This window comes from Streptomyces sp. NPDC002057, from assembly GCF_040296665.1.
Taxonomy (GTDB): Bacteria; Actinomycetota; Actinomycetes; order Streptomycetales; family Streptomycetaceae; genus Streptomyces.
The window spans coordinates 16,224-37,703 of record NZ_JBEOXR010000063.1; the positions used below are offsets into that span (position 1 = coordinate 16,224).

Below are 21,480 nucleotides of genomic sequence, written 5' to 3' on the forward strand. Positions count from 1 at the left end.
GGGGTCGAGGAATTCTCGCTTGTTCTACGAGGTCGGTCCCGTCACCCTGAGTGCATGAGCCCCGCAGCCCCGCCCTCCTCGCCGTCCCCCGCCCCCTCTCCCTCCCCCGCCTCACGCCTGCTCGACTGGCGTGTCCGCTTCGGCGTGCTGGCCCTGATCTGGGGCTTCAGCTTCCTCTTCATCAAGGTCGGCACGGAGGGCTTCGCGCCGTTCCAGGTCACGTTCGGGCGGCTCCTCTTCGGTACGGCGGTGCTCGCCGTCGCGATGGCCGTGAAGCGTGACCGGCTGCCGCGCGGCGCGCGTGTCTGGGGTCATCTGACGGTCGCGGCCCTCCTCCTCAACGCGCTGCCGTTCTCCCTCTTCGCGTACGCGGAGCTGACCATCCCGTCGACCCTGGCGGGCATCTGCAACGCGACGACGCCGCTGTGGGGCATGCTGCTCTCCCTCGTCGCCCTCTCCGAGGACCGTCCGACCCGGGTCCGCGCGGCGGGTCTGGGCATCGGCTTCATGGGCGTGCTCACCGTCCTCGGAGCGTGGCAGGGGTTCTCGGGACTCGACGTGACGGGCACGGCGCTGGCCCTGCTCGCCTCGTTCAGCTACGCGGTCGGCTGGATCTACGTCCGCAGGACGCTGAGCGGCACGGGCGTCTCGAACCTCTCGCTCGCCGGCTCTCAGGTCGGCCTCGCCACCCTGCAACTGGCGATCGTCACCCCGCTGTTCACCTCGCTCCCGGAGTCGGTGGAGGTGGTGCCGCTGCTGGCCGTGATCGCGCTGGGCGCGCTCGGCACGGGGTACGCGATGCTGCTCCAGTACGGCGTGGTGGCGGAGGTCGGCCCGACGACGGCGGCGATGGTCACGTACTTCATCCCCGTCATCGCCACGGCGGCGGGCGTCGCGGTCCTGGACGAGCAGCTCACCTGGAACACCCCGGTCGGCGCCGTCGTGGTCCTCGCGGGCGCGGCGCTCACCCAGACCCGCACCTCTCGCCGCCGCGCGGTCACCACTCCACCCCCGGTGGAGCGGGCCGCCCCGGACACGGACGGCCCGGAGCGGACCGCCGGCCAGGACGCGGCCTCCCGGGATCGGGCGGCCGGTGCCGGGAAGGCCCCTCGGCGGACCACCACCCCGGTCTGACCCGGGAGCGGCCCCCGCTCCGCGCGGGGTGCGGCCGCTAGGGCCTGTCGTCGCCTTGCCGTCTGCCCCGCCGGGCAATGACGGCAAGGTGACGACAGGCCCTAGCCGTAGCTCCGCGCCGCCACCGGTCCCGCCGCCCGGGCGAGGGCGTCGGCCAGCGGCTCGACGTCCGCGACCGCGAGGCCGGAGACGGTGACCCGGACGGCCGGCCCCGTGTTCATCCGGAACCGCGCGCCCGGCGCCACCGCCCACCCCGACGCGATGAGCCGCGCCACGGCGCCCGTCTCGTCGGCGACCGGCACCCACACGTTCATGCCGGAGCGCCCGTGGGCCTCGACGCCCCGACGGGCCAGCGCCCGTACGAGTCCGTCGCGCCGCTTCCCGTACGCGCGCGCGACGACGGCCGGGTCCACGGACTCCGTGGCCCAGAGATGGGCGACGGTCCCCTGGAGGAGCCGGCTGACCCAGCCGGGGCCGAGCCGCTGCCGCCCGAGGACCCGGTCGACGGTCTCGGCGTCGCCGGTGAAGGTGGCGATCCGCAGGTCGGGCCCGTAGGCCTTGGCGACCGAACGGATCAGCACCCAGTGGTCGGTGCCCCCGGCCAGCGGGTGCAGCGGCTGCGCGACGATGCCGTGCCCGTGGTCGTCCTCGACCAGGAGCACGCCCGGATGGCCGGCGAGGACCCTTCGCAGCTCCCGCGCCCGGCCCTCGGTCACACTCGCCCCGGTCGGGTTCTGCGCCCGGTCGGTCACGATCACCGCCCGCGCCCCGTCCTTCCGGACGGCCCGCTCGACCTCCTCCGGCAGGGGCCCCTCGTCGTCGACGGCCATCGGCACGGGGCGCAGCCCGAGCGCGGGCACCAGGTCGAGGAGGCTGCCCCAGCCCGGGTCCTCGACGGCGACGGCGTCGCCCGGCCTGAGGTGGACGGCGAGCACGCGCTCGACGGCGTCGAGGGAGCCCGAGGCGACGCCGACGGGCCCGTCCGGCACCCCGTCGGCGTCGAAGGCGGCGCGCGCGAGCCGCCCGAACTCCTCGTCGACGGGCGCCTCTCCGTACATGCCGGGCCGCTCGGCGTACCGTCGCGCCACCTCGGCGAAGGCCTCGCCGAGCGGCGGCAGCAGGACGGGGTCGGGGCTGCCGTTGCTGACGTCGCGGACCCCCGCGGGGGCCTCGACCCGGATCGAGCCGCGCGCGGTCGTGGCGGGGCGCGGGCGCACCCGGCTGCCGCGCCGCCCGTCGGTCTCGATGACCCCGCGCTCGCGCAGGGTGCGGTAGGCGGCGGCCACGGTGTTGGGGTTCACGCCGAGGGTACCGGCCAACTCCCGCATGGGCGGCAGCAGTTCACCGGGCCGCAGGGACCCGTCGGCGACGCCTCGTTCCACGCTCGCGGCAATGTCCGATGCGCGGCGACCTTCGATCCGATACTCTCCTAGCACAAAGCCAAGTATGCACTAGTGCAATGGAGTACGCAATGACCGCCGCCGCCGACACGTACGCGCCGACCGACCGGACCGTGCCCACCCGCTCCCGCGAGCGCGCCTCGTACGACAGGGCGCTGGTCCACTCGATACTCGACGAGGCCTACGTCTGCCACCTCGGTTTCGTCCGCGACGGCGCCCCGGTCGTCCTGCCGACGCTCTTCGGCCGCGTCGGCGACCGCCTCTACGTGCACGGCTCCACCGGCTCCCGGCCCCTGCGCGCCGCCGGTGACGGCGTGACCTCGCCGGGGCTGCCGGTCTGCCTGACCGTCACCCACGTCGACGGCCTCGTCCTGGCCCGCTCCGCGTTCCACCACTCCCTCAACTACCGCTCGGTCGTGGTCCTCGGCACCGCCCACCAGGTCACCGACCCCGACGAGCTGCGCACGGCCCTCGACGCCCTGGTCGACCACGTCGTCCCCGGCCGCTCCGCCGACTCGCGCCCCGCGAACACCAAGGAGCTCGCCGCCACCGCCGTGATCCGCCTCGACCTGAACGAGGTCTCCGCGAAGGTCCGCACCGGCGGCCCCAACGACGACGCCGAGGACCTGGCCCTCCCGTACTGGTCCGGGGTGGTCCCGGTGCGCGGCGGCTACGGCGCGCCGGTGCCGGCCGACGACCTCGACCCGGCGATCGCCGTGCCCGCGTACCTGACCGCGCTCTGAGCCGGCCCGCACCGCAGGCACGAGGCAACGACGAAGGACGGAGGGACGCACGATGCTGATCCACCCCTGGGACGCGGCGCAGGACGAGGACGAGTGGCGCGACTGGCTCTCCCGGCACGACTTCGGGCAGCTCGCCGTGAACGGCCTGCCCGGAGACCCGCCGTGGGTGCAGCCGGCGCACTTCCGGTACGAGGCCGAGCCCGGCCCGTACGGCCGTGTGCTGACCCACCTGGCCCGCCCCAACCCGCTGTGGCGCGCCCTGGAGGCCGACCCGGTGGTGCTGCTCAGCGTGGTCGACGACCACGTCTTCGTGCCGGGCACCTGGACGGCCCCCGAGGGCACGCCGTCCGAGCACGGCACCCCGACGTCGTACTACGCCGCCGTCCAGCTGCGCTGCACCGCGCACGTCGTCGACGACCCGGCGGAGAAGGCCGAGCTGCTCAACCGGCAGGTCGCGCACTTCCAGCCGGACGGCGGCACCGCCCCGGCCGTCCCGGGCGAGGCCCCTTTCGGCCGCCTCCTGTCCGGCATCCGGGTGCTGCGCCTGGAGGTGACCGAGGTGCGGGCCAAGTTCAAGTACGCGGGCAACAAGCCTCAGGAGGTCCAGGACCGCGTCATGGACCGGCTCGCCGAACGCGCGGGCCCCGGCGACCTGGCGGCCCGGACCCACCAGCGGCGCCGCCGCAGCATCAGCGGCTGACACCTACCGGCGACGGGGCGCCACCGGCGGGCGGTCGGGGCCGCACCGGCTGGCACCGACCCCGCCTGCCACCGGGCGCCACCGGCGGCGGGCAGGGGGCGGGCGCACTACACGGCCACCGCCTCCCGCCTGCGTTCCGCGGCCGCCGTCCGGGCCTCGGCGAAGGCGAGCCCCGTGACGGCGGCGAGCAGCAGCAGCGTGCCGAGCACGATGGCGGCGGTGAGACGCTCGCCGAGCAACGAGACGGCGATCACGGCGGCGCTCACCGGCTCCAGGAGCATGATCACGGAGACGGTGGCGGCCCGGACGACCGCCGCCCCGGCGAAGTACAGCGCGTACGCGAGCGCGGTCGGCACGGCCGCCACGTACACGAGCAGGAGCACCACGCTCACCGGCGCGTCGGTGTGCGGGAGGAGTCCCTCAGCGAGCGCCGCCGGCAGCAGCCCGGCCGCCCCGATCGCGAACGCCCAGGTGGTGGTGGCGAGGGCGTCCGTACCGCCGCCGTTCCGGCCGAGCCACCGGGTGAGCAGCGTGATCGCCGCGTATCCGGCCGCCGAGACGACCGCGAGGACGACACCCAGCGGGCGCACCTCCGCCGCCCCGCCGCCCAGGACGAGGACGAAGAGCCCGGCGAGCGCCCCGACGACGGCGGCGACGCCGCCGCGCCCGAGCCGCTCACCCATGGTGAGGCGGGCGCCGAGGGCGATGAGGACGGGGCCCGCCCCCAGGGTCACGACCGTGCCGACCGCCAGTCCGGTGGCCTGGACGGCGGCGAAGTAGGCGCTCTGGAAGACGGTGAGGCCGATGCCGGTGCCGAGGATGCGGGCGGTCCGACGGCCGCGCGGTTCCCCGGCCGTACGGGAGACCTCGCGCCGCGGACGCAGGGCGAGCGCCCCGAGGAGCAGGACGAGGCCGCCGACGCAGCGCCAGAAGGACAGCGCGAGCGGGCCCATGTCGCTGATGCGGAAGATCAGTGAGGCGGCGGCGCCCGCCGTGCCCCAGGCGACCCCGGCGACGATCAGATAGAGCAGACTCCGCCCGACGGACAGGGCGGCCCCGGGCAGGACGGACCCCGGCAGGGCGGATCCGTCCAGGGATCCGGACAGGGCGGTTTCCGAAGTGTTCGACACGTGACTTCTCCGTGGAAGACAGGAGGGAAGGGTGGTCGCTCGGCTCCGCGCGCGGGCAGCGACGAACCGCTCGGGGGCGAGGAGTCGCCCGGCCGAGCCCGGTCTTCGTCGAGGAGAGTCGCCGCGCGCTAGGCGGCGGGCGGCGGAAGGACGGTCGAATGCATGATCGGCACCTTAGGGGGCGTGCTGCCCGGCGGACAACTCGGTATCCCGGTCCGCCCCGTCGGCATCACGGGCAGCACGCGCATCACGGCCACCCCCGGCTTCGCCGACATCGCCCGCGTCACCGGCACCGCCGACCGACCCGGCGACCGGCACCGCCGCCGGCGCCTTCGGCGTCGAGGACTGGGCGATGAAGGCCCCGATCAGAACCACGGCGCCACCGATGATCTGCGGCGCGTCGAGGTGTTCACCGAGCAGGACCCAGGCGAGGACGGTCGCGATGACGGCTTCGAGACAGGCCACGACACCCGCCACCTGCGGGGAGAGCCGGCGCACCGAGATGACCCCGGTGACGTACGCCAGCACGGTGGCGATCAGCACGATCCAGCCGAGCAGCAGCCACGCGGGCACAGCACTGCCGTCCATGTCGGCGCTGCCGCCGAGGAGCGCCCAGTCCATGCCCCACGGGCGCGCGACGACGGTCAGGACGAGCGCGCCGATGAGCAGCCCGTAGGCGATGACTCCGAGCGGGTCGGCCGGCTCGGCCTCGTCGGAGCCCTGGTCGGAGAGGACGAAGTAGCCGACCTGGCAGCAGGCGGCGGCGAGCGCCAGGAGGAGGCCGAAGAGGTCGAAGGTGAGCCCGGACCAGACCTGGACGACACAGGCGAGGCCGCCGACGGCCAGGACGACGCCGAGGGCGGCGGCGCGGGTGACGGGCCTGCGCTGGACGAAGCGGACCCAGCCGAGGACGAGCGCCGGAGCGAGGTACTCGATGAGCAGCGCGACCCCGACGGGGATACGGGAGATGGAGGCGAAGTAGAAGGCCTGGACACCGGCGACGGCGAGCAGCCCGAAGCCCACCAGGAGCGCGGGTTTGCGGCGCAGGAGGTCGCGGTGGCGCCAGGCCACCGGGAGCATGACGAGCGAGGCGCCGGCGACCCGGAGCCACACCACATGGAGCGGGTCGAGTCCCGCTTCGATGAGTGGCTTGGCCGCCACTCCTGAACCACCGAATGCGAAGGCCGAGGCCAGGGCGAGTCCCAGGCCGGCGCTTCTCCCCTGAGACGCGTGCATCGGGCCATGATGACAGGGCTCGGTCAGGCGCGTAACCCCCGTTACACCTGTTGAGACGGCCCGCCCTCACACCACGGAACGAACCCTTCCGTACCGGCCCCCCTTCAGGAGGCCGCCCCACCGCCGATCCGCGTGGCGATACGGGTGACCAGGGCGTCCGGATCGACCCCCGCGCGGCGCAGCACCTCGACCGCCCGGCTCTCCGGATCGGCCGCGACGACGGCGAGGAGGTCGAGGCCGCGGGCCTGGGCCTCACCGCGCTCCGCCGCCCGCCGGAAGGCCTCCTCCAGGGCGGCGGACGCGGCCGGCGACCAGCCGGACGCCCTGGAGTCGCGCGCCTCGGCCCCCCGCGCGGCGGGCAGCAGGCGCCTGGTGCCGGTGTCCTCGACCGAGCGCTGCCAGCGCAGGCCGTAGCCGATGGAGCGCTGGACGAGATAGCCGAGGACGCGGGCGAGCTGGTGGCCGCCCTCGAAGACGGCACCGGCCTCGGAGTCGGAGTCGAGGAGCGAGTGCAGCAGGTGGGCGGTGTCGATCTGACGGTCCCCGCCCCGGAGCGCTCTGCGGCGGGCACCCGTCACGACCGTCAGGAGGGACGGCGTCAGGAAGGGCGCGAGCTCGGCGCGCGCGGCGGCGGGCTGCCGGAGGGACGGGGGAAGCGGGACGGGACGGTGCACCCTCCCACCTCATCAGGCCCGGGCGGCCCGGGCATCGCCGGAGAGGAGCATGTCCGCGTCCCACCGGAGTCGGGCACGTGTGCACGGTTCCTCCTCCTTACGGATGAGATCGCGCATGTTGCCCCCCGGGGCGCGCGCCGCCTTGCTTTGCGCCCCCGACGCAACCACGGGCCCTTCCCCGAACGTCCTCCGGTCGTGTTCTGGATGGTGGCCCTGCTCGCGCTCGACGGGCGGCAGTACGTCTACCGGGTGTACGCGCCCCGGGAGGCGCTGCCGGGCGATCTGTTCTGGGCGGCGTTCCACTGCCACGAGGAGGACGGCGCGCCCCGCGCCTCCGACAGCTTCGACGCGGCCGAGATCTGGTGGATCGGCGACAGCGCGGGACCGGCCGCCGCAGAACTGACGGTTCATCAGTATTGAATGTTCACGACCGTCCCGCTACCTTCCGCGACACCGGAACCCAGTTGGCACGCGTGAAGGGGTGGTCTCATGGCCGAAGTCAGCGCGGAGGCACGGATCGAGGCGCCGACCGGGAAGGTCTGGGCGCAGCTCACGGACTTCTCCTCGTACGGCGAGTGGAACGCCACCCACACCAACTTCCCCCACGGCGGCCCGGAGACCCTGGCGGCGGGCGCCACCTTCACCGAGAACATGAAACTGATGGGCTTCCCCGCCGAGGTCCTCTGGACGATCGAGGAGCTGGAGTCCGAGCGGGCCTTCGCCATCAAGGGCAAGGGCCCGATGGGCGTCCTCGTCACCACCCGCTACTCGCTGGCGGCGGCGGACGGGGACGCGACGACCGTACGGATCGACGGCGCCTTCACGGGCGCGGCGGTCTCCCTGATGGCCGGCAAGCTCAAGGACTCGGCGACGGCGGCCCTGACCGAGTCGCTGCGCAAGCTCTCGGGCCTGGTCGCCTGAGGCGCGGCCCGTCACCCGGGTACGGGGAAGGGCCCCGCGGCATCCGCCGCGGGGCCCTTCCCCGCGTCGTCAGTCCTCGTCGGCGAGGATCAGGTACAGCTTCTTGCGCGCCTCGTTGATGACGCCGACCGCCTTCTGACGCTGCTCGGCGCTGCCGGTCTTCCAGACCTGCCCGAACGCCTCCATCAGGCCGAATCCGGCCTGCCGGATCTCGTTCACGGCCTCCCAGTCGACCCCGCGCCCGGCCTCCTCCCAGGGGGCCTCGGGGCCCTCCTCGGCCTCGGCGCGCCCGGAGTCGGTGAGCGTGAACAGCTTCTTGCCGCCCTCGCTCGCGCTGGTGATCAGCCCCTCGTCCTCCAGCATCTGGAGGGTCGGGTAGACCGAGCCGGGACTGGGCTTCCACGCCCCGTCGCTGCGCTCGCCGATCTCCCGGATCATCTCGTAGCCGTGCATCGGGCGGTCCTTGAGGAGCGCCAGGATCGAGGCGCGCACGTCACCGCGGCGCGCCCTCCCCCGGCCGCCACCACCGCGTCCGCGGCCACCGCCGAAGGGCCCGCCCCCGAAGGGACCCCCACCGAAGCCCGGCCCGAAGGGGCCGAACGCGGCACGCCGTCCCTCGAAGTCACCGCGAGGCCCGGGGCCGCAGCCTCCACGGCCGGCCCCGTGTCCGTTTCCGTACTCGTGTCCATGTGAACGCATCGCAACGCTCCTTCCATCGGGATTCACTCGCTGAACTGTCGCGATGCGTCAACGATATATCGGAACTGTTCACCGAGCAAGCCTCCCGAACCCACCGCCGGCCCCGACCCCGGCCACACCGAACCCACCGCCGGTCCCGGTCCCGACCCCGACCCCGACCCCGAACCCACCGCCGGTCCCGACCCCGGCCCCGTCCCGTCCCGTCCCGCCCCGCCCCGCCCCGCCCCGCCCCGGTCCAGTTCTCCGCGATTGGCCTTGGCCCACCGCTTTCCGCCCCCGGTACGGTCGGCGGCATGCGGATCCGAATCGTCGACGCCTTCACCGACCAGCCCTTCTCCGGCAACCCGGCCGGAGTCCTCCTCCTCGACTCCTTCCCGGAGGACGCCTGGCTCCAGAAGGTCGCCGCGGAGGTCAACCTCTCCGAGACGGCCTTCGCCCACCCCCTGCCCGCCGGCGGCGAGGCCGACTGGGCCCTGCGCTGGTTCACCCCCACCACCGAGGTCGACATGTGCGGCCACGCCACCCTGGCCACCGCCCACGTCCTGCACTCCACCGGCACGGCGAGCGGCGCCGTGCGCTTCGCGGCCCGCTGCGGGATCCTCGGGGCCACCGCCGAGGCCGACGGCACGATCACGATGGACTTCCCGACCTCCTCCCTCACCCCGGTCCCCGCCCCGGACGGTCTGGAGAAGGCGCTCGGCGCCGAGGTCCTCGCCGTCCACGACACGGCCGCCCACATCGGCGACCTCGTCGTCGAACTGCGCGACGAGTCCACCGTGCGCGCGCTCGCACCGGACTTCGCCGCCCTGAAGGGCCTCTCCTCGCGCGGCGTCATCGTGACCGCCGCAGCGGAACACCCCGGCGGCGGCTACGACTTCGTCTCGCGCGGCTTCTTCCCCGCCGTCGGCATCGACGAGGACCCGGTGACCGGCAGCGCCCACACCGCGCTCGCCCCCTACTGGTCGGCCCGGTTCGGCCGCGACGACCTCGCCGGCTTCCAGGGCGGCGCGCGCACGGGCATCGTCCGGACCCGGCTGCGCGGCGACCGCACCCTCCTGAACGGCCACGCGGTCACGGTCATCGAGGGCGACCTGCACGCCTGACGACCGGGTCGGCATACGGGAAGAGGGCGTACGGACCGCATCCGTACGCCCTCTTCCGGTGAGAGCCGCCTCACGCCCGCCTCACACCGTCGGCAGCCACCCCACCTTCCCCGCGAGCAGCCCGTATCCGACGAAGGCCACGATGTCGAGCAGCGCGTGCGCGACGACGAGCGGCCCGACCCGGCCCCAGCGCCGGTACAGCAGGACGAAGACCACGCCCATCACCACGTTGCCGATGAAGCCACCGATGCCCTGGTAGAGGTGGTACGAGCCGCGGAGCACCGAGCTCGCCACCAGCGCGGCCATCGGCGTCCAGCCCAACTGTCCGAGCCTGCGCAGCAGATAGCCGACGACGATGACCTCCTCCAGGACGGAGTTCTGCACCGCCGACAGGATGAGGACCGGGTACTTCCACCACACCTCGGGCAGCGACTCGGGCACCACGGTCAGGTTGAACCCGGTCGCCCGCGCCACGAGGTAGAAGGCGAGTCCCGCGCTCCCGATGCCCGCCGCGACCAGCGTCCCGCGTCCGAGGTCGAACCACGGACGGGTCCGGTCGAAGCCGATGGCCCGCAGCCCGGATCCCTCGCGCAGCAGCAGGTGCGCGACGAGGACGACGGGGACGAGGGCGGTGGCGATGCCGAAGAGCTGCCAGGCCAGGTCGAGCCACGGCCGCCCGGGCGCGTACGAGCCGTTGAGCGTCGCCGCCTGTTCCTTCAGCGCCGCGTCCCTGGTCAGGGAGCCGATGAAGCTGATCAGGGACGACACCGCGCTCGCGCCGAGCGAGAGCGCGAGGACGATGAGCGTCTCGGAGCGCAGGACCCGGCGCGACAGTCCGTCGGGAGGCAGGGCGGCATCACTCACTCGTTGTTCCGACACCACACCTGTCTCCACTTCGCGGTCGCGGACGGACGCCGTCCCGGCGGTCACCGTCCCGCACACGCCGACCCGGCACACGCCGTCCCGGCGGACACCGTCCCGGCGGCGCCCCGACCACTTTGTCATGATCAGCCGCCGGCCCGCCCCCACCCCCGCCCGCGAAGCTCCCGGGGAGGAGCCGGGCTCAGTCGATCCCCACCGGCCAGGTGTGCACCGGCTCCCCGGCGTGCATCAGGGTCCGGTAGCGGCGGGTGGTCGCGGCGAGCGCGGCCTCCCGGTCGAGCCCCGACTCCAGGGCCCGGTGGAAGGTGTCGGCCTGCCAGGAGGCGCCGTTCACCTTCCGCAGACAGCGCTGTTCGATCACGCCGAGGTAGAAGTCCCGGTCGGCGGGCTCGATGTGCCAGGCGTCGAGCCCGGCGGCGGCGAGCGGCAGCAGTTCGTCGAGGACGAGCCGTACCGCCGGGACGGTCGCCATGCCGCCCGCCCGGCCCGGGCGGGGCCAGCGCAGCTCCGCCTCGATGCCGTGGCGGCATGCCGTGTCGAAGTTGGCCTCGGCGTCCTCGAAGGACATCCGCCGCCACACCGGCCGGGGGTCGTCGGCGAGGGCGCGCACCAGCCCGTAGTAGAAGGCCGCGTTGGCGATGACGTCGGTGACGGTCGGCCCGGCCGGCAGCACCCGGTTCTCGACGCGCAGGTGCGGGACCCCGTCGACCCAGCCGTACACGGGCCGGTTCCAGCGGTAGACGGTGCCGTTGTGCAGGACGAGTTCCTGGAGGCGGGGCACCCCGCCCTCGTCGAGGACGAGCTGCGGGTCCTCGTCGTCGCAGATGGGCAGCAGGGCGGGGAAGTAGCGGACGTTCTCCTCGAAGAGGTCGTACACCGAGTCGACCCACCGCTCCCCGAACCAGGTGCGCGGCCGGACGCCCTGGGCCTGCAGCTCGGGCGGCCGGGTGTCGGTGGCCTGCTGGAAGAGGGGCGGCCGGGACTCGCGCCACAGCTCGCGGCCGAAGACGAAGGGGGCGTTGGCACCGAGGGCGATCTGGACCCCCGACACCGCCTGCGCCGCGTTCCACACGGCGGCGAACCGGGCCGGCGTCACCTGGAGGTGCAGTTGGACCGAGGTGCAGGCCGACTCGGGCACGATCGAGTCCGAGGTACACCGGAGCCGTTCGACGCCGTGGATGTCGAGCGTGAACTCCTCTCCCCGGGCGACGAGGATCTGGTCGTTGAGGAGCGTGTAGCGGTCGGCCGTCGACAGGTTCTCGAAGACCAGGTCGTCCTGGGTGAGCGTGGGCAGTATGCCGATCATGACGACGCCCGCTTCGAGTTCCGCCGCCTTGCGGTCGGCATATCCGATTCCGGTTCCGATCTCCTCCGCGAGCCGGTCGAATACGCGCCCGCCGAGCTGGTGGGGCGCGATGTTCACTTCGAGATTGAACATTCCGAGTTCCGTCTGGAAATCGGGGCTCGCGATCTTTTCGAGAACCGGACCGTTCAGCATCCGGGGCAGTCCGTCGGCGCCCGCGAGATTGAGTTCGATCTCCACGCCCATGAGATTGCGCGGGCGGTCGAACCTCTTCTCCGCCAGGAGCCTCGCGAGCCCCGCGAGGCACTGCTGGAGCTTTCTCCGGTACTGCTGCCGGTCGGACGGGCCGAACCCGTCGGCCACGACCTTCTCCCCCATCGAAGCGTCCCTCCCCAGTGGGCGGCCGCCATGACGGCCGCGCGTCACGATCGATGATGCCCACCCGACTGATCCATAACTCCTGCGGGGGAAGCCTGTCGGAGGATAGGCTGGATGCAGTGCACCACCGTCACGTTCCAGCGGCATACGACAATCGACATATACCAACGTCCTATTGCCTCGGAACTCGGGATCGAAATCCAGCCGTCCGCCTTCGCGAGGAATACGCAGGTGGAAGCGACAGCACCACGGGATTCCGCTTCGACTCCCCTCGATTTACGGCCTGATGACGCCTTGCCAGGAATATCGGAGCCGTCTAGCGGAAACACTGTGTGAACACGTGTCGTATAAACTCCGCGGACGAGGCAGAGTGTTGGCGCCCGGCCATGGCCTCATGGCCCTCTCTGGCCCCGCCGCTGACAGCGCCGTCGTACCTGCCCACGCATCAACGTGTCTCCTGAGTGAGAGGCGACCCACCATGCTCCGACCCTCTCCGGCCCCCGCGCCGGCCCTCCGCAGTGTCCTCGCGGCCCTCGGCTCACCGACCGCCGTCCGCGAGGCACGAACTCCCGCCCTACGGGCGGCGCAGGGACCACTGAGCCCCGAACTCCCCCTGCCCGTACACGTCCTCGGAATCGCCGGGACACCGGGCCACGCGCCCCGTACCCGACTCGCCGGCTGGCGTTTCCTCATCCGGAACGGGGACCGGGCGATCGCCGCCGCGGACACCATGCTCACCCCCGACGGCTGGTCCTTCTCGCACTTCTTCGAGGGGCCGTACGTCACCGCCACGGAGCGGGCGCTGCTCCAGGCCGAGGCGCTGCCCGCCCCGTACCAGCCGCGACTGCTCTCCGTACCGGAGCTGTACATGCTGACCCTCTGGCTGCACGCCGAACCGGAGGCGGACGGGGCCACCACGTCCCCGGCCGCGGCCGATCTGCTGGTGCCGCTGGCCCCCGCCCCGCCGGGGATCGCGGCCCACCGCGCCTATCAGGTCGCGGACCTCCTGCCCGTGCTGAGTACGCGCCTCGCGCCGCCGCCCCTCCTGGGCTCGGCGGCGCCCGCCTGATGCATCGCACGTGCGTCTCCGCCCCGTGACCCACCCGGGTCACGGGGCGTACTGCTGTCCGAGCCCCCCGCTCGAACGCTCCGCCCGAACGCTCCTCCCGGACGGACTAGCCCACTAGGACCACCCCGAACCACCCGAAGAGACGGTGCAGTTGACCTGAACCGCCCCTGCGGGTGATGCGTCTTACCGGGAAAGGACGAGCTGCCGCCAAATCCCTGCGGAAGAGCGTCCATGGGGCAAGACTGGGACCGGACCGGACCGGAACCGAACCGACCGACGGGGGCGGCGATGAGCGCGAAGAGCCGCAGGACATCCACCACGACGCAGCGAAAGAACCCACCCATGTGCCAGCACCAGCCTGCCTGTCCCACCGCCGACTCCGCCGACCGGGAGGCGGCCCGACTGACGGCACACCACCCGGAGCAGGGCTGGAGCCTGCTGTGCAACGGCGTCCTGCTCTTCGAGGACACCGGTGAACTGCTGCCGGACGGGCAGATCATCGCCCCCCACCGGCCGCTGACGGCGGGGCAGGTGACGACCGCCGCCTGAGGGGTGCGGAGCCGACACCGACACCGCACGAGAGCGGAAAAGCCGAGGGCCGGCCCGGAGGAACTCCTCCGAACCGGCCCTCACTCCATGATCAGTTGTCGTACTCGTCCAGCGGCGGGCAGGAGCAGACCAGGTTCCGGTCGCCGAAGGCACCGTCGATGCGGCGCACCGGCGGCCAGTACTTGTCGGCGGCCGAGACCCCGGCCGGGAAGACGGCCTCGTCGCGCGTGTACGCGTGGTTCCACTCGCCGCCCAGCGCGGCCGCGGTGTGCGGCGCGTTGCGCAGCGGGTTGTCGTCGGCGGGCCACTGGCCCGAGGAGACCTTCTCGATCTCGGCCCGGATCGCGATCATCGTGTCGCAGAAGCGGTCCAGCTCGGTCAGGTCCTCGGACTCGGTGGGCTCGATCATGAGCGTGCCGGCCACCGGGAACGACATCGTCGGCGCGTGGAAGCCGTAGTCGATCAGACGCTTCGCGATGTCGTCGACCGTGACGCCCGTCGCCTTGGACAGCGGGCGCAGGTCCACGATGCACTCGTGGGCGACCAGACCGGCCGGGCCGGTGTAGAGCACCGGGAAGTGCGGCTCGAGGCGCTTGGCGATGTAGTTCGCCGCGAGCACGGCGACCTGGGTGGCGCGCTTGAGGCCCTCGCCGCCCATCAGGCGCACGTACGACCACGAGATCGGCAGGATGCCCGCGGAGCCCCACGGGGCGGCCGAGATCGGGCCGACGCCGGTCTCCGGGCCCGCGGTGGGCTGGAGCGGGTGGTTCGGCAGGTACGGCGCGAGGTGGGCGCGGACGCCGACCGGGCCGACGCCCGGACCGCCGCCGCCGTGCGGGATGCAGAAGGTCTTGTGCAGGTTCAGGTGCGAGACGTCGCCGCCGAAGTGGCCCGGCTTGGCCAGACCCACCAGCGCGTTGAGGTTGGCGCCGTCGACGTAGACCTGACCGCCGGCCTCGTGGACCTCGGCGCAGATGTCGGCGACGTGCTCCTCGAAGACGCCGTGCGTCGACGGGTAGGTGATCATCAGCACGGACAGCTCGTCGCGGTACTGCGCGATCTTGGCGCGCAGGTCCTCGACGTCGACCTCGCCGTCGTCGGCCGTCTTCACGACGACGACCTTCATGCCGGCCATCACCGCGGAGGCGGCGTTGGTGCCGTGCGCGGAGGACGGGATGAGGCAGACCGTGCGCTGCTCGTCGCCGTTGGCGCGGTGGTAGGCGCGGACGGCGAGGAGACCGGCCAGCTCGCCCTGCGAGCCGGCGTTCGGCTGGATCGAGACCTTGTCGTAGCCGGTGACCTCGGCGAGGCGCTCCTCCAGCTCGGTGATGAGCGTGACGTAGCCCTGCGCCTGCTCGACCGGGGCGAACGGGTGCATCTGGCCGAACTCGGGCCAGGTCACCGACTCCATCTCGGTCGTCGCGTTCAGCTTCATCGTGCAGGAGCCGAGCGGGATCATGCCGCGGTCGAGCGCGTAGTCGCGGTCGGCGAGCTTGCGCAGGTAGCGCAGCATCGACGTCTCGGAGCGGTGCGCGTGGAAGACCGGGTGGGTCATGTACGCGTCCGAGCGCAGCAGACCGGCGGGCAGCCGGTCCTCGGCGTCGGCGTCCAGGGCCTCGACGTCGGCGGTGACGCCGAAGGCGCCCCACACGGCGGCGAGCTGGGCGCGCCCGGTGGTCTCGTCGCAGGACATCGACACGTGGTCGGCGTCGACGCGGTAGAGGTTCACACCGGCCTCGCGGGCGGCGGCGACGACCTCGTCGGCCTTGCCGGGCACGCGGGCGGTGAGGGTGTCGAAGAAGGCGCCCTGGGTGAGCTCCACGCCTCCGGCGGTCAGGCCGGCGGCGAGGATCGCGGCGTACCGGTGGGTGCGGCGCGCGATGCCCTTGAGGCCCTCGGGGCCGTGGTAGACGGCGTACATGCCGGCCATGACGGCGAGCAGCACCTGTGCGGTACAGATGTTGCTGGTGGCCTTCTCGCGGCGGATGTGCTGCTCGCGGGTCTGCAGGGCCAGGCGGTAGGCGCGGTTCCCGTCGGCGTCGACGGAGACACCGACCAGACGGCCGGGCAGGGAGCGGGCGTGCTTGTCCTGGACTGCCATGTAGCCGGCGTGCGGGCCGCCGAAGCCCATCGGCACACCGAAGCGCTGCGTCGTGCCCACGGCGATGTCCGCACCCAGCTCGCCGGGCGAGGTGAGCAGGGTGAGCGCGAGCAGGTCGGCGGCGACGGTGACGACGGCACCGAGCTCGTGGGCGGCGTCGATCAGCGGCTTGATGTCGCGGACGGCGCCGGAGGCACCGGGGTACTGGAGGAGCACGCCGAAGACGCCGCGCTCGGCGATCTCTGCCGGGATGCCGTCGCCGAGGTCCGCGACGACGACCTCGACACCGGTCGGCTCGGCGCGGGTCTCGATGACGGCGATCGTCTGCGGCAGGGCGTCGGCGTCGATGAGGAAGACACCGTTCTTGACCTTGCCGACGCGCCGGGCGAGCGCCATGGCCTCGGCGGCCGCGGTGCCCTCGTCGAGGAGGGAGGCGCCGGAGGTGGGCAGCCCCGTCAGGTCGGCGACGACGGTCTGGAAGTTCAGGAGGGCCTCGAGGCGGCCCTGCGAGATCTCCGGCTGGTACGGGGTGTAAGCGGTGTACCAGGCGGGGTTCTCCATCACGTTCCGCAGGATCACCGGCGGGGTGAAGGTGCCGTAGTACCCGAGGCCGATCATGGGCGCGAGGACCTGGTTGCGGTCGGCGAGCGTGCGCAGCTCGGCGAGCACCTCGGCCTCGGTGCGCGCGGCCGGCAGGCCGAGCGCCTCGGCGTTCTTGATCACGTCCGGAACGGCGGCGGCCGTGAGCTCGTCGAGGGAGCCGTAACCGACCTGGGCGAGCATCTTGGCGCGCGCCTCGGCGTCGGGTCCGATGTGCCGCTGCTCGAACGGGATGCCCTGTTCGAGCTCGGAGAGCGGAATGCGGTTGGCGGTCATGTACGGAGGCCTCCTGGTCGTCACGACCTGCGAGGGGCACCACGGCGCGGGTACCCGGACGGCCTCCCCCTCTGTCATCTCAACCTGAGAGTTTCACCGGCACGCTTCGCGGCACGCCGGCTTTCACCGTCGGTGAGAGCGCATGCCGTCGGACACCGCTCTGCTTTCCAGAGTGACCTCGTCCGCGCGGTACAGGGGCCTGAGAGATTCCGGGGAGGATTTGCTCCTTCGGCGCCCACCGGAAGGTTTCTCCGGGGGACTCTCCCGCACAGGGTCGACAGCCACAGCCAGCCTACCAGCGAGGTTGCGGCTCCCATCGCTCAAGTGGCCGACATCCCAGATGTGCACTTTCGTAGGGTGTAGAGCAGTTGCGACCAGTTGGAGGGACCGTGCAGACCGATATCGATCCGCGCAGCCTGATCGGCCGCAAGGCGTACGACCGGAGCGGGCACAAGATCGGAACCGTGGACGAGGTGTACCTGGACGACGCGACCGGCATCCCCGAGTGGGCGGCCGTCCGCACGGGCCTGTTCAGCCGGGACGCCTTCGTTCCCCTGGAACCGAGCGACCTGCTGGACGACGGTCTCCACATCCCGTACGAGCGGGCGCTCATCAAGGACGCCCCCGACTTCGGCGTGGGCCGCCACCTCTCCCCCGAACAGGAGCTCCAGCTCTACCGTCACTACAGCCTTGCGCTCCCCCCGCCGCCCAGCGACGCCCCGGACGCCGACTTCGGCCGCCTGGCGGGCCAGGACGGCCAGTAGCCCCCTCACAGGGGCGGCGCGGGCGGACCCGGGCGCGCCCGGGGGCCGCCGCCCCTATTCCCCACCCACCAACGGCAACGCCTCCCCGGGCACGAGCTCGGGATCGTCCACCGCGAAGGTCCGTACCCGCCCCGGCTTCGACCCGGGCGACTCGAACCGCACCGTGACGCGCCCGACCCCGCTCCCCTGGACCCACCCGGCCCCGTACACGGCGTGCCGCACGTCGTGTCCGGGCGACCAGTGCCGCTCGCCGGCCCCCTCGGTCCCGGGCCCGGCGGGGGCCACGGCCGTCGCGCCCGGGGCCCCGTCACCCTCCTCGGCCCCTCCCGAACCGGGAGAAGCCCCGGCCCCCGCCTCGGCCCCGGCCCCCGCATCGGCCGCTGCCCCCGCCATCGCCTCGGCCACCGCCTCCGCCTCGGCCTGGGCGAACAGATCCTCCTGCGTGTAGTCGGCGAGCCCGCTCACCCCGACCCCCAGCAGCCGCACACCCCCCGTCGTGTCGACCCCCTCCAGCAGCCGCCCCGCCGCCTCCCGCACCACACCCGGGTCGTCCGTGGGCCCCCGGAGCGTCTCGGACCGTGTGAGCGTGGAGAAGTCGAACCGCCGGACCTTGAGGACGATGGTCCGTCCCGAGTGCCCCGAGGCCCGCAGCCGCCCCACGCACCGCTCCGCCAGCCGCTCCACCTCGGTCCTGATCCGCACGCGGTCGTGCAGGTCGACGTCGAAGGTGTCCTCGACGGACACCGACTTGGCGTCCCGCTCGGCCACCACGGGCCGATCGTCGTACCCCTGGGCCATGCGGTGGAGGGAGGCCCCGTGCGCCCGCCCGAGGAGCCGTACGAGCTCGTCCTCGCCCGCCTCCGCGAGATCGGAGACGGTGGTCATCCCGGCCCGCCGCAGGTGCTCCCCGGTCGCCGGCCCGACCCCGGGCAGGATCCGCACCGAACGCGGCCCGAGCAGCTCCCGCTCCGTCCCCGGCTCGATGAGGACGAGTCCGTCGGGCTTGGCCTCCTCCGAGGCGATCTTCGCGATCATCTTGGACCCGGCGAGCCCCACGGACCCCGTCAGGCCGGTCGTCGCCAGGATGTCCACCCGCAGCCGCTCCCCCGCGGCGCGCGCGCTCGCGCTGTCGTCGGCCACGCCTCCGGCCTCCAGGTCCACGAAGGCCTCGTCGAGGCTGAGCGGTTCCACGAGCGGGGAGAGCCGCCCGAGCAGCTCCATCACCTGCTCGCTGATCGACCGGTAGAAGGCGAAGCGGGGGACGAGGTAGGCGGCGTTCGGGGCGAGCCGCCGCGCCTGGCCCATGGGCATCGCCGAGTGCACCCCGAACCGGCGTGCCTCGTACGAGGCGGTGGCGACGACACCCCTGGGCCCGAGACCACCGACGACCACGGGTTTTCCGCGCAGGCTGGGCTTCGACGCCTGCTCTGCGGCGGCGAAGAACGCATCCATGTCGAGATGCAGGATGGTGGGCGCGGCTCTCACGCGTCCGATGCTGCCTCACACCACTGACAACGCGACCGCACCGACCCGCCACCGGCCCGGGGACCGGGCGGCGGCAGGCCCTCAGACGGCCCTGTCGCGGCGCCGCCGCGCCAGCTCGTCCCCCGGGTTGTTCCCCACGAGCGTCTCCCCCGTGTCGACCCGTTCGCCGTGCAGCTGCGAGAGGGCCGTCTCCACGTCCCTCCAGACCACGCCCACGGCGATGCCGAAGACGCCCTGTCCGCCCTGGAGCAGCTTGACGACCTCGTCGGGCGAGGAGCACTCGTACACCGTGGCCCCGTCGCTCATGAGCGTCATCCGCTCCAGATCGCGGAAGCCCCGGGCGCGCAGGTGCTGCACGGCGGCCCGGATGTTCTGCAGGGCCACCCCGGTGTCGAGGAAGCGCTTGACGATCTTCAGGACGACGACATCGCGGAAGCTGTAGAGCCGCTGTGTCCCCGACCCGTACGCCGGCCGCACGCTCGGCTCCACGAGACCCGTGCGGGCCCAGTAGTCCAGTTGGCGGTACGTGATCCCGGCCGCCGCGCAGGCCGTGGGGCCGCGGTAGCCGACCACCTCACCGGCCTCGCCCGGACCGGAACCCTGTCCGGCCACCTGTCCCGTGCCCGACCCGGTCCCCGCACCGGCGTCCGTACCGAAGTCGCCCCCACTGCCGTGAAGCGGATACGGACCGCCCTCTCCGGACACGCGTCCGAGCGAGCTCCCTGCCGTACCGTCCGCGCTGCTCATCACGCCGACCCTCCGTCCTTGACCTGCCCACACGAAGGTAGGCAGTCACTCGGGGTGCGTCAACGATCGCCACACTCGGCACGCCGAGTGATAATCACCCTGAGAGTGGTTTCCCATGTCTCTCGCCGGGGAAAGGCTACTCGAATGCCCTGACAGCACCCCGTGAACGGCATGCGGCCGCGCCGCTTCGGCTCACTGACTGTTGGTCCCGAAATCCTCCGGAGAGATCTGGTCGAGGAACTCGCGGAACTTCTCCACCTCGTCCTCCTGCTCGTCCGGAATCGCGATGCCCGCGTCGTCCAGGACACCGTCACTGCCGAAGATCGGCGTTCCGGTCCGGAGGGCCAGTGCTATCGCGTCCGACGGGCGCGCGCTCACCTCGACGCCGCTGGCGAAGACCAGCTCGGCGTAGAAGACCCCGTCACGCAGATCCGTGATGCGGACTTCGGTAAGTTCCTGCCCCACGGCCTCCAGCACGTCCTTGAACAGGTCGTGCGTCAGCGGCCGCGGAGGCGCCATCCCCTGCTGGGCGAAGGCGATCGCGGTCGCCTCCCCCGGTCCGATCCAGATGGGGAGGTACCGATCGCCTCCCACTTCACGCAGGAGCACGATCGGCTGGTTGGAGGGCATTTCCACCCGGACACCCACAACGTCGAGCTCGTTCACACAGCAACCCTAGGACGTGCCCGACCGGTTTGGATAGTCGGGCCCGTCCAAGGACGTGCCGAACCGACCGCCGAACCCGTACGGAGGCCGCTCCCGGACGGCCCTCCGAGGCCGGGACGAAGGCGCGTCCGAGGCCGCGTCCGAGCGTGCCGAACCGGTCCCGGACCCTCACGGGGTCACTGGAGCCGAATTCCCAGAGCGGTCTGGACGAGCGCCGCGTGCAGCCGCACCGACTGCGCCGCCAGCTCCTGCGCGGTGGCCTCCGCATGCGCCCTGGTCTGCGGATTGCGGTGCCGGCGCAGCGGCGCGACGACCTGCTCGATCAGCCCGGCCTCCCGGTCCGCGGCCGCCTTGACGGCCCGCAGGTGCCGGGGCTCCAGGCCGAACCGCCCCAGATCCGCGACCAGCCGCGCGACGGTGACGGTCTCGGGGTCGTAGCCCCCGGCCTCCGTCTCGGAGATCAGACCGTACGACTCCCAGGCGACGAGATCGGTCTCTGTCACCTCGGCCGCGGCAAGCAGCTCGGCCCGCCCGATCCGCGCGGCGGTCGGCGGCTCGGTCTCCTGCTCCCAGGCGCCCTCGATCAGGTCCCGACGGCGCCCCGGGGCGGGGAGCGGGATCTGCTCCCCCCTCGCGAGGGCGTCGAGGTGCTCGCGGATGACCTTCAGCGGAAGATAGTGGTCCCGCTGCATCCGCAGGATCTGAGCGAGCCGCTCCACGTCCTGCGGGCTGAACTTCCGGTACCCGGAGGCCGTACGACGGGGCTCTACGAGCCCCTCGGCCTCCAGGAACCGGATCTTGGAGATGGTCACTTCGGGAAATTCGTCGCGCAGCTGGTTCAGCACCGAGCCGATGCTCACCAGCCTGTCGCCCGCGGTGGCGGCGCCGGATCCGGCGCCGCCCGTCGGTGTTCGCAGCAT

Annotated in this window: 21 protein-coding genes and 1 riboswitch; of the genes, 9 read left to right on the top strand and 12 right to left on the bottom strand. The window is 72.7% G+C overall.

The genetic code is table 11. The features are described 5' to 3' along the window. Positions 1-54: 54 nt before the first annotated feature. On the top strand, positions 55-1,134 hold the full coding sequence (locus ABT129_RS33265) for a DMT family transporter (protein WP_351909096.1): 1,080 nt from the start codon (positions 55-57) through the stop codon (positions 1,132-1,134). A 101-nt stretch (positions 1,135-1,235) separates the two neighbouring features. On the opposite strand, the gene ABT129_RS33270 is transcribed toward ABT129_RS33265, so the two are convergent. Continuing rightward, positions 1,236-2,570: an aminotransferase class I/II-fold pyridoxal phosphate-dependent enzyme gene (locus ABT129_RS33270; protein WP_351909098.1), complete on the bottom strand. Its 1,335-nt coding sequence runs from the start codon at positions 2,568-2,570 to the stop codon at positions 1,236-1,238. A gap of 35 nt (positions 2,571-2,605) precedes the next feature. Here ABT129_RS33270 and ABT129_RS33275 point away from each other — a divergent pair, with 35 nt between their 5' ends. Further along, positions 2,606-3,277 (top strand): pyridoxamine 5'-phosphate oxidase family protein, encoded by a 672-nt coding sequence (locus ABT129_RS33275; protein WP_351909100.1) that lies wholly within the window; start codon positions 2,606-2,608, stop codon positions 3,275-3,277. A gap of 52 nt (positions 3,278-3,329) precedes the next feature. Next, on the top strand, positions 3,330-3,977 hold the full coding sequence (locus ABT129_RS33280) for an FMN-binding negative transcriptional regulator (protein ID WP_351909102.1): 648 nt from the start codon (positions 3,330-3,332) through the stop codon (positions 3,975-3,977). Positions 3,978-4,084: 107 nt separating this feature from the next. Here the strand turns inward: ABT129_RS33280 and ABT129_RS33285 are convergent, their stop codons facing one another. The 3 genes from ABT129_RS33285 to ABT129_RS33295 all read right to left on the bottom strand — a co-directional run bounded on the left by ABT129_RS33285 (position 4,085) and on the right by ABT129_RS33295 (position 7,017). Continuing rightward, positions 4,085-5,056 carry a DMT family transporter gene (locus tag ABT129_RS33285; RefSeq protein ID WP_351909140.1) on the bottom strand — a complete coding sequence of 324 codons (972 nt, stop codon included), beginning with the start codon at positions 5,054-5,056 and terminating at the stop codon, positions 4,085-4,087. 225 nt (positions 5,057-5,281) lie between these two features. Continuing rightward, positions 5,282-6,343 (bottom strand): EamA family transporter, encoded by a 1,062-nt coding sequence (locus tag ABT129_RS33290; protein ID WP_351909104.1) that lies wholly within the window; start codon positions 6,341-6,343, stop codon positions 5,282-5,284. Positions 6,344-6,447: 104 nt separating this feature from the next. Continuing rightward, a complete protein-coding gene (locus ABT129_RS33295) occupies positions 6,448-7,017 on the bottom strand; it encodes a Clp protease N-terminal domain-containing protein (RefSeq protein ID WP_351909106.1) in 570 nt (189 codons plus the stop codon). A gap of 195 nt (positions 7,018-7,212) precedes the next feature. On the opposite strand from ABT129_RS33295, the gene ABT129_RS33300 reads away from it, so the two are divergent. Both ABT129_RS33300 and ABT129_RS33305 read left to right on the top strand, forming a co-directional pair. Further along, the gene (locus ABT129_RS33300) at positions 7,213-7,437 is read left to right on the top strand and encodes a hypothetical protein (RefSeq protein ID WP_351909108.1); all 225 of its coding nucleotides are present in this window, start codon (positions 7,213-7,215) and stop codon (positions 7,435-7,437) included. 69 nt (positions 7,438-7,506) lie between these two features. Further along, the gene (locus tag ABT129_RS33305; RefSeq protein ID WP_351909110.1) at positions 7,507-7,938 is read left to right on the top strand and encodes a type II toxin-antitoxin system Rv0910 family toxin; all 432 of its coding nucleotides are present in this window, start codon (positions 7,507-7,509) and stop codon (positions 7,936-7,938) included. Between the two features lie 69 nt (positions 7,939-8,007). On the opposite strand, the gene ABT129_RS33310 is transcribed toward ABT129_RS33305, so the two are convergent. Next, positions 8,008-8,637, bottom strand: a complete 630-nt coding sequence (locus tag ABT129_RS33310; protein ID WP_351909112.1) for a PadR family transcriptional regulator — start codon at positions 8,635-8,637, stop codon at positions 8,008-8,010. A 293-nt stretch (positions 8,638-8,930) separates the two neighbouring features. Here ABT129_RS33310 and ABT129_RS33315 point away from each other — a divergent pair, with 293 nt between their 5' ends. Next, positions 8,931-9,740, top strand: coding sequence for a PhzF family phenazine biosynthesis protein (locus tag ABT129_RS33315; protein ID WP_351909114.1), 810 nt, complete (start codon positions 8,931-8,933; stop codon positions 9,738-9,740). Positions 9,741-9,821: 81 nt separating this feature from the next. On the opposite strand, the gene ABT129_RS33320 is transcribed toward ABT129_RS33315, so the two are convergent. Both ABT129_RS33320 and ABT129_RS33325 read right to left on the bottom strand, forming a co-directional pair. Further along, a complete protein-coding gene (locus ABT129_RS33320) occupies positions 9,822-10,604 on the bottom strand; it encodes a CPBP family intramembrane glutamic endopeptidase (protein ID WP_351909116.1) in 783 nt (260 codons plus the stop codon). Between the two features lie 199 nt (positions 10,605-10,803). Further along, on the bottom strand, positions 10,804-12,303 hold the full coding sequence (locus tag ABT129_RS33325) for a glutamate-cysteine ligase family protein (RefSeq protein ID WP_351909118.1): 1,500 nt from the start codon (positions 12,301-12,303) through the stop codon (positions 10,804-10,806). A 478-nt stretch (positions 12,304-12,781) separates the two neighbouring features. Between ABT129_RS33325 and ABT129_RS33330 the strand changes: the two genes are divergently transcribed. Further along, positions 12,782-13,372, top strand: a complete 591-nt coding sequence (locus ABT129_RS33330) for a hypothetical protein (RefSeq protein WP_351909120.1) — start codon at positions 12,782-12,784, stop codon at positions 13,370-13,372. 342 nt (positions 13,373-13,714) lie between these two features. Then, the gene (locus ABT129_RS33335; protein ID WP_041662108.1) at positions 13,715-13,921 is read left to right on the top strand and encodes a DUF5999 family protein; all 207 of its coding nucleotides are present in this window, start codon (positions 13,715-13,717) and stop codon (positions 13,919-13,921) included. Positions 13,922-14,012: 91 nt separating this feature from the next. On the opposite strand, the gene gcvP is transcribed toward ABT129_RS33335, so the two are convergent. After that, entirely contained in the window at positions 14,013-16,898 is a 2,886-nt protein-coding gene (gene gcvP / locus ABT129_RS33340) for an aminomethyl-transferring glycine dehydrogenase (RefSeq protein ID WP_351909122.1), read from the bottom strand. Positions 16,899-17,075: 177 nt separating this feature from the next. Continuing rightward, a riboswitch (glycine riboswitch) is annotated at positions 17,076-17,175 on the bottom strand. A 112-nt stretch (positions 17,176-17,287) separates the two neighbouring features. Between gcvP and ABT129_RS33345 the strand changes: the two genes are divergently transcribed. Continuing rightward, positions 17,288-17,662, top strand: coding sequence for a PRC-barrel domain-containing protein (locus tag ABT129_RS33345; RefSeq protein ID WP_351909124.1), 375 nt, complete (start codon positions 17,288-17,290; stop codon positions 17,660-17,662). Positions 17,663-17,716: 54 nt separating this feature from the next. Here ABT129_RS33345 and ABT129_RS33350 read toward each other — a convergent pair whose 3' ends face one another. The 4 genes from ABT129_RS33350 to ftsR all read right to left on the bottom strand — a co-directional run bounded on the left by ABT129_RS33350 (position 17,717) and on the right by ftsR (position 21,480). Next, a complete protein-coding gene (locus ABT129_RS33350; protein ID WP_351909126.1) occupies positions 17,717-19,147 on the bottom strand; it encodes a DNA polymerase IV in 1,431 nt (476 codons plus the stop codon). Between the two features lie 81 nt (positions 19,148-19,228). Then, complete coding sequence (locus ABT129_RS33355; protein WP_351909128.1) at positions 19,229-19,894, bottom strand: MerR family transcriptional regulator; 666 nt, start codon at positions 19,892-19,894, stop codon at positions 19,229-19,231. Positions 19,895-20,086: 192 nt separating this feature from the next. Further along, positions 20,087-20,560 (bottom strand): bifunctional nuclease family protein, encoded by a 474-nt coding sequence (locus tag ABT129_RS33360; protein WP_017238433.1) that lies wholly within the window; start codon positions 20,558-20,560, stop codon positions 20,087-20,089. A 176-nt stretch (positions 20,561-20,736) separates the two neighbouring features. Continuing rightward, positions 20,737-21,480 carry a transcriptional regulator FtsR gene (gene ftsR / locus ABT129_RS33365; RefSeq protein WP_351909130.1) on the bottom strand — a complete coding sequence of 248 codons (744 nt, stop codon included), beginning with the start codon at positions 21,478-21,480 and terminating at the stop codon, positions 20,737-20,739.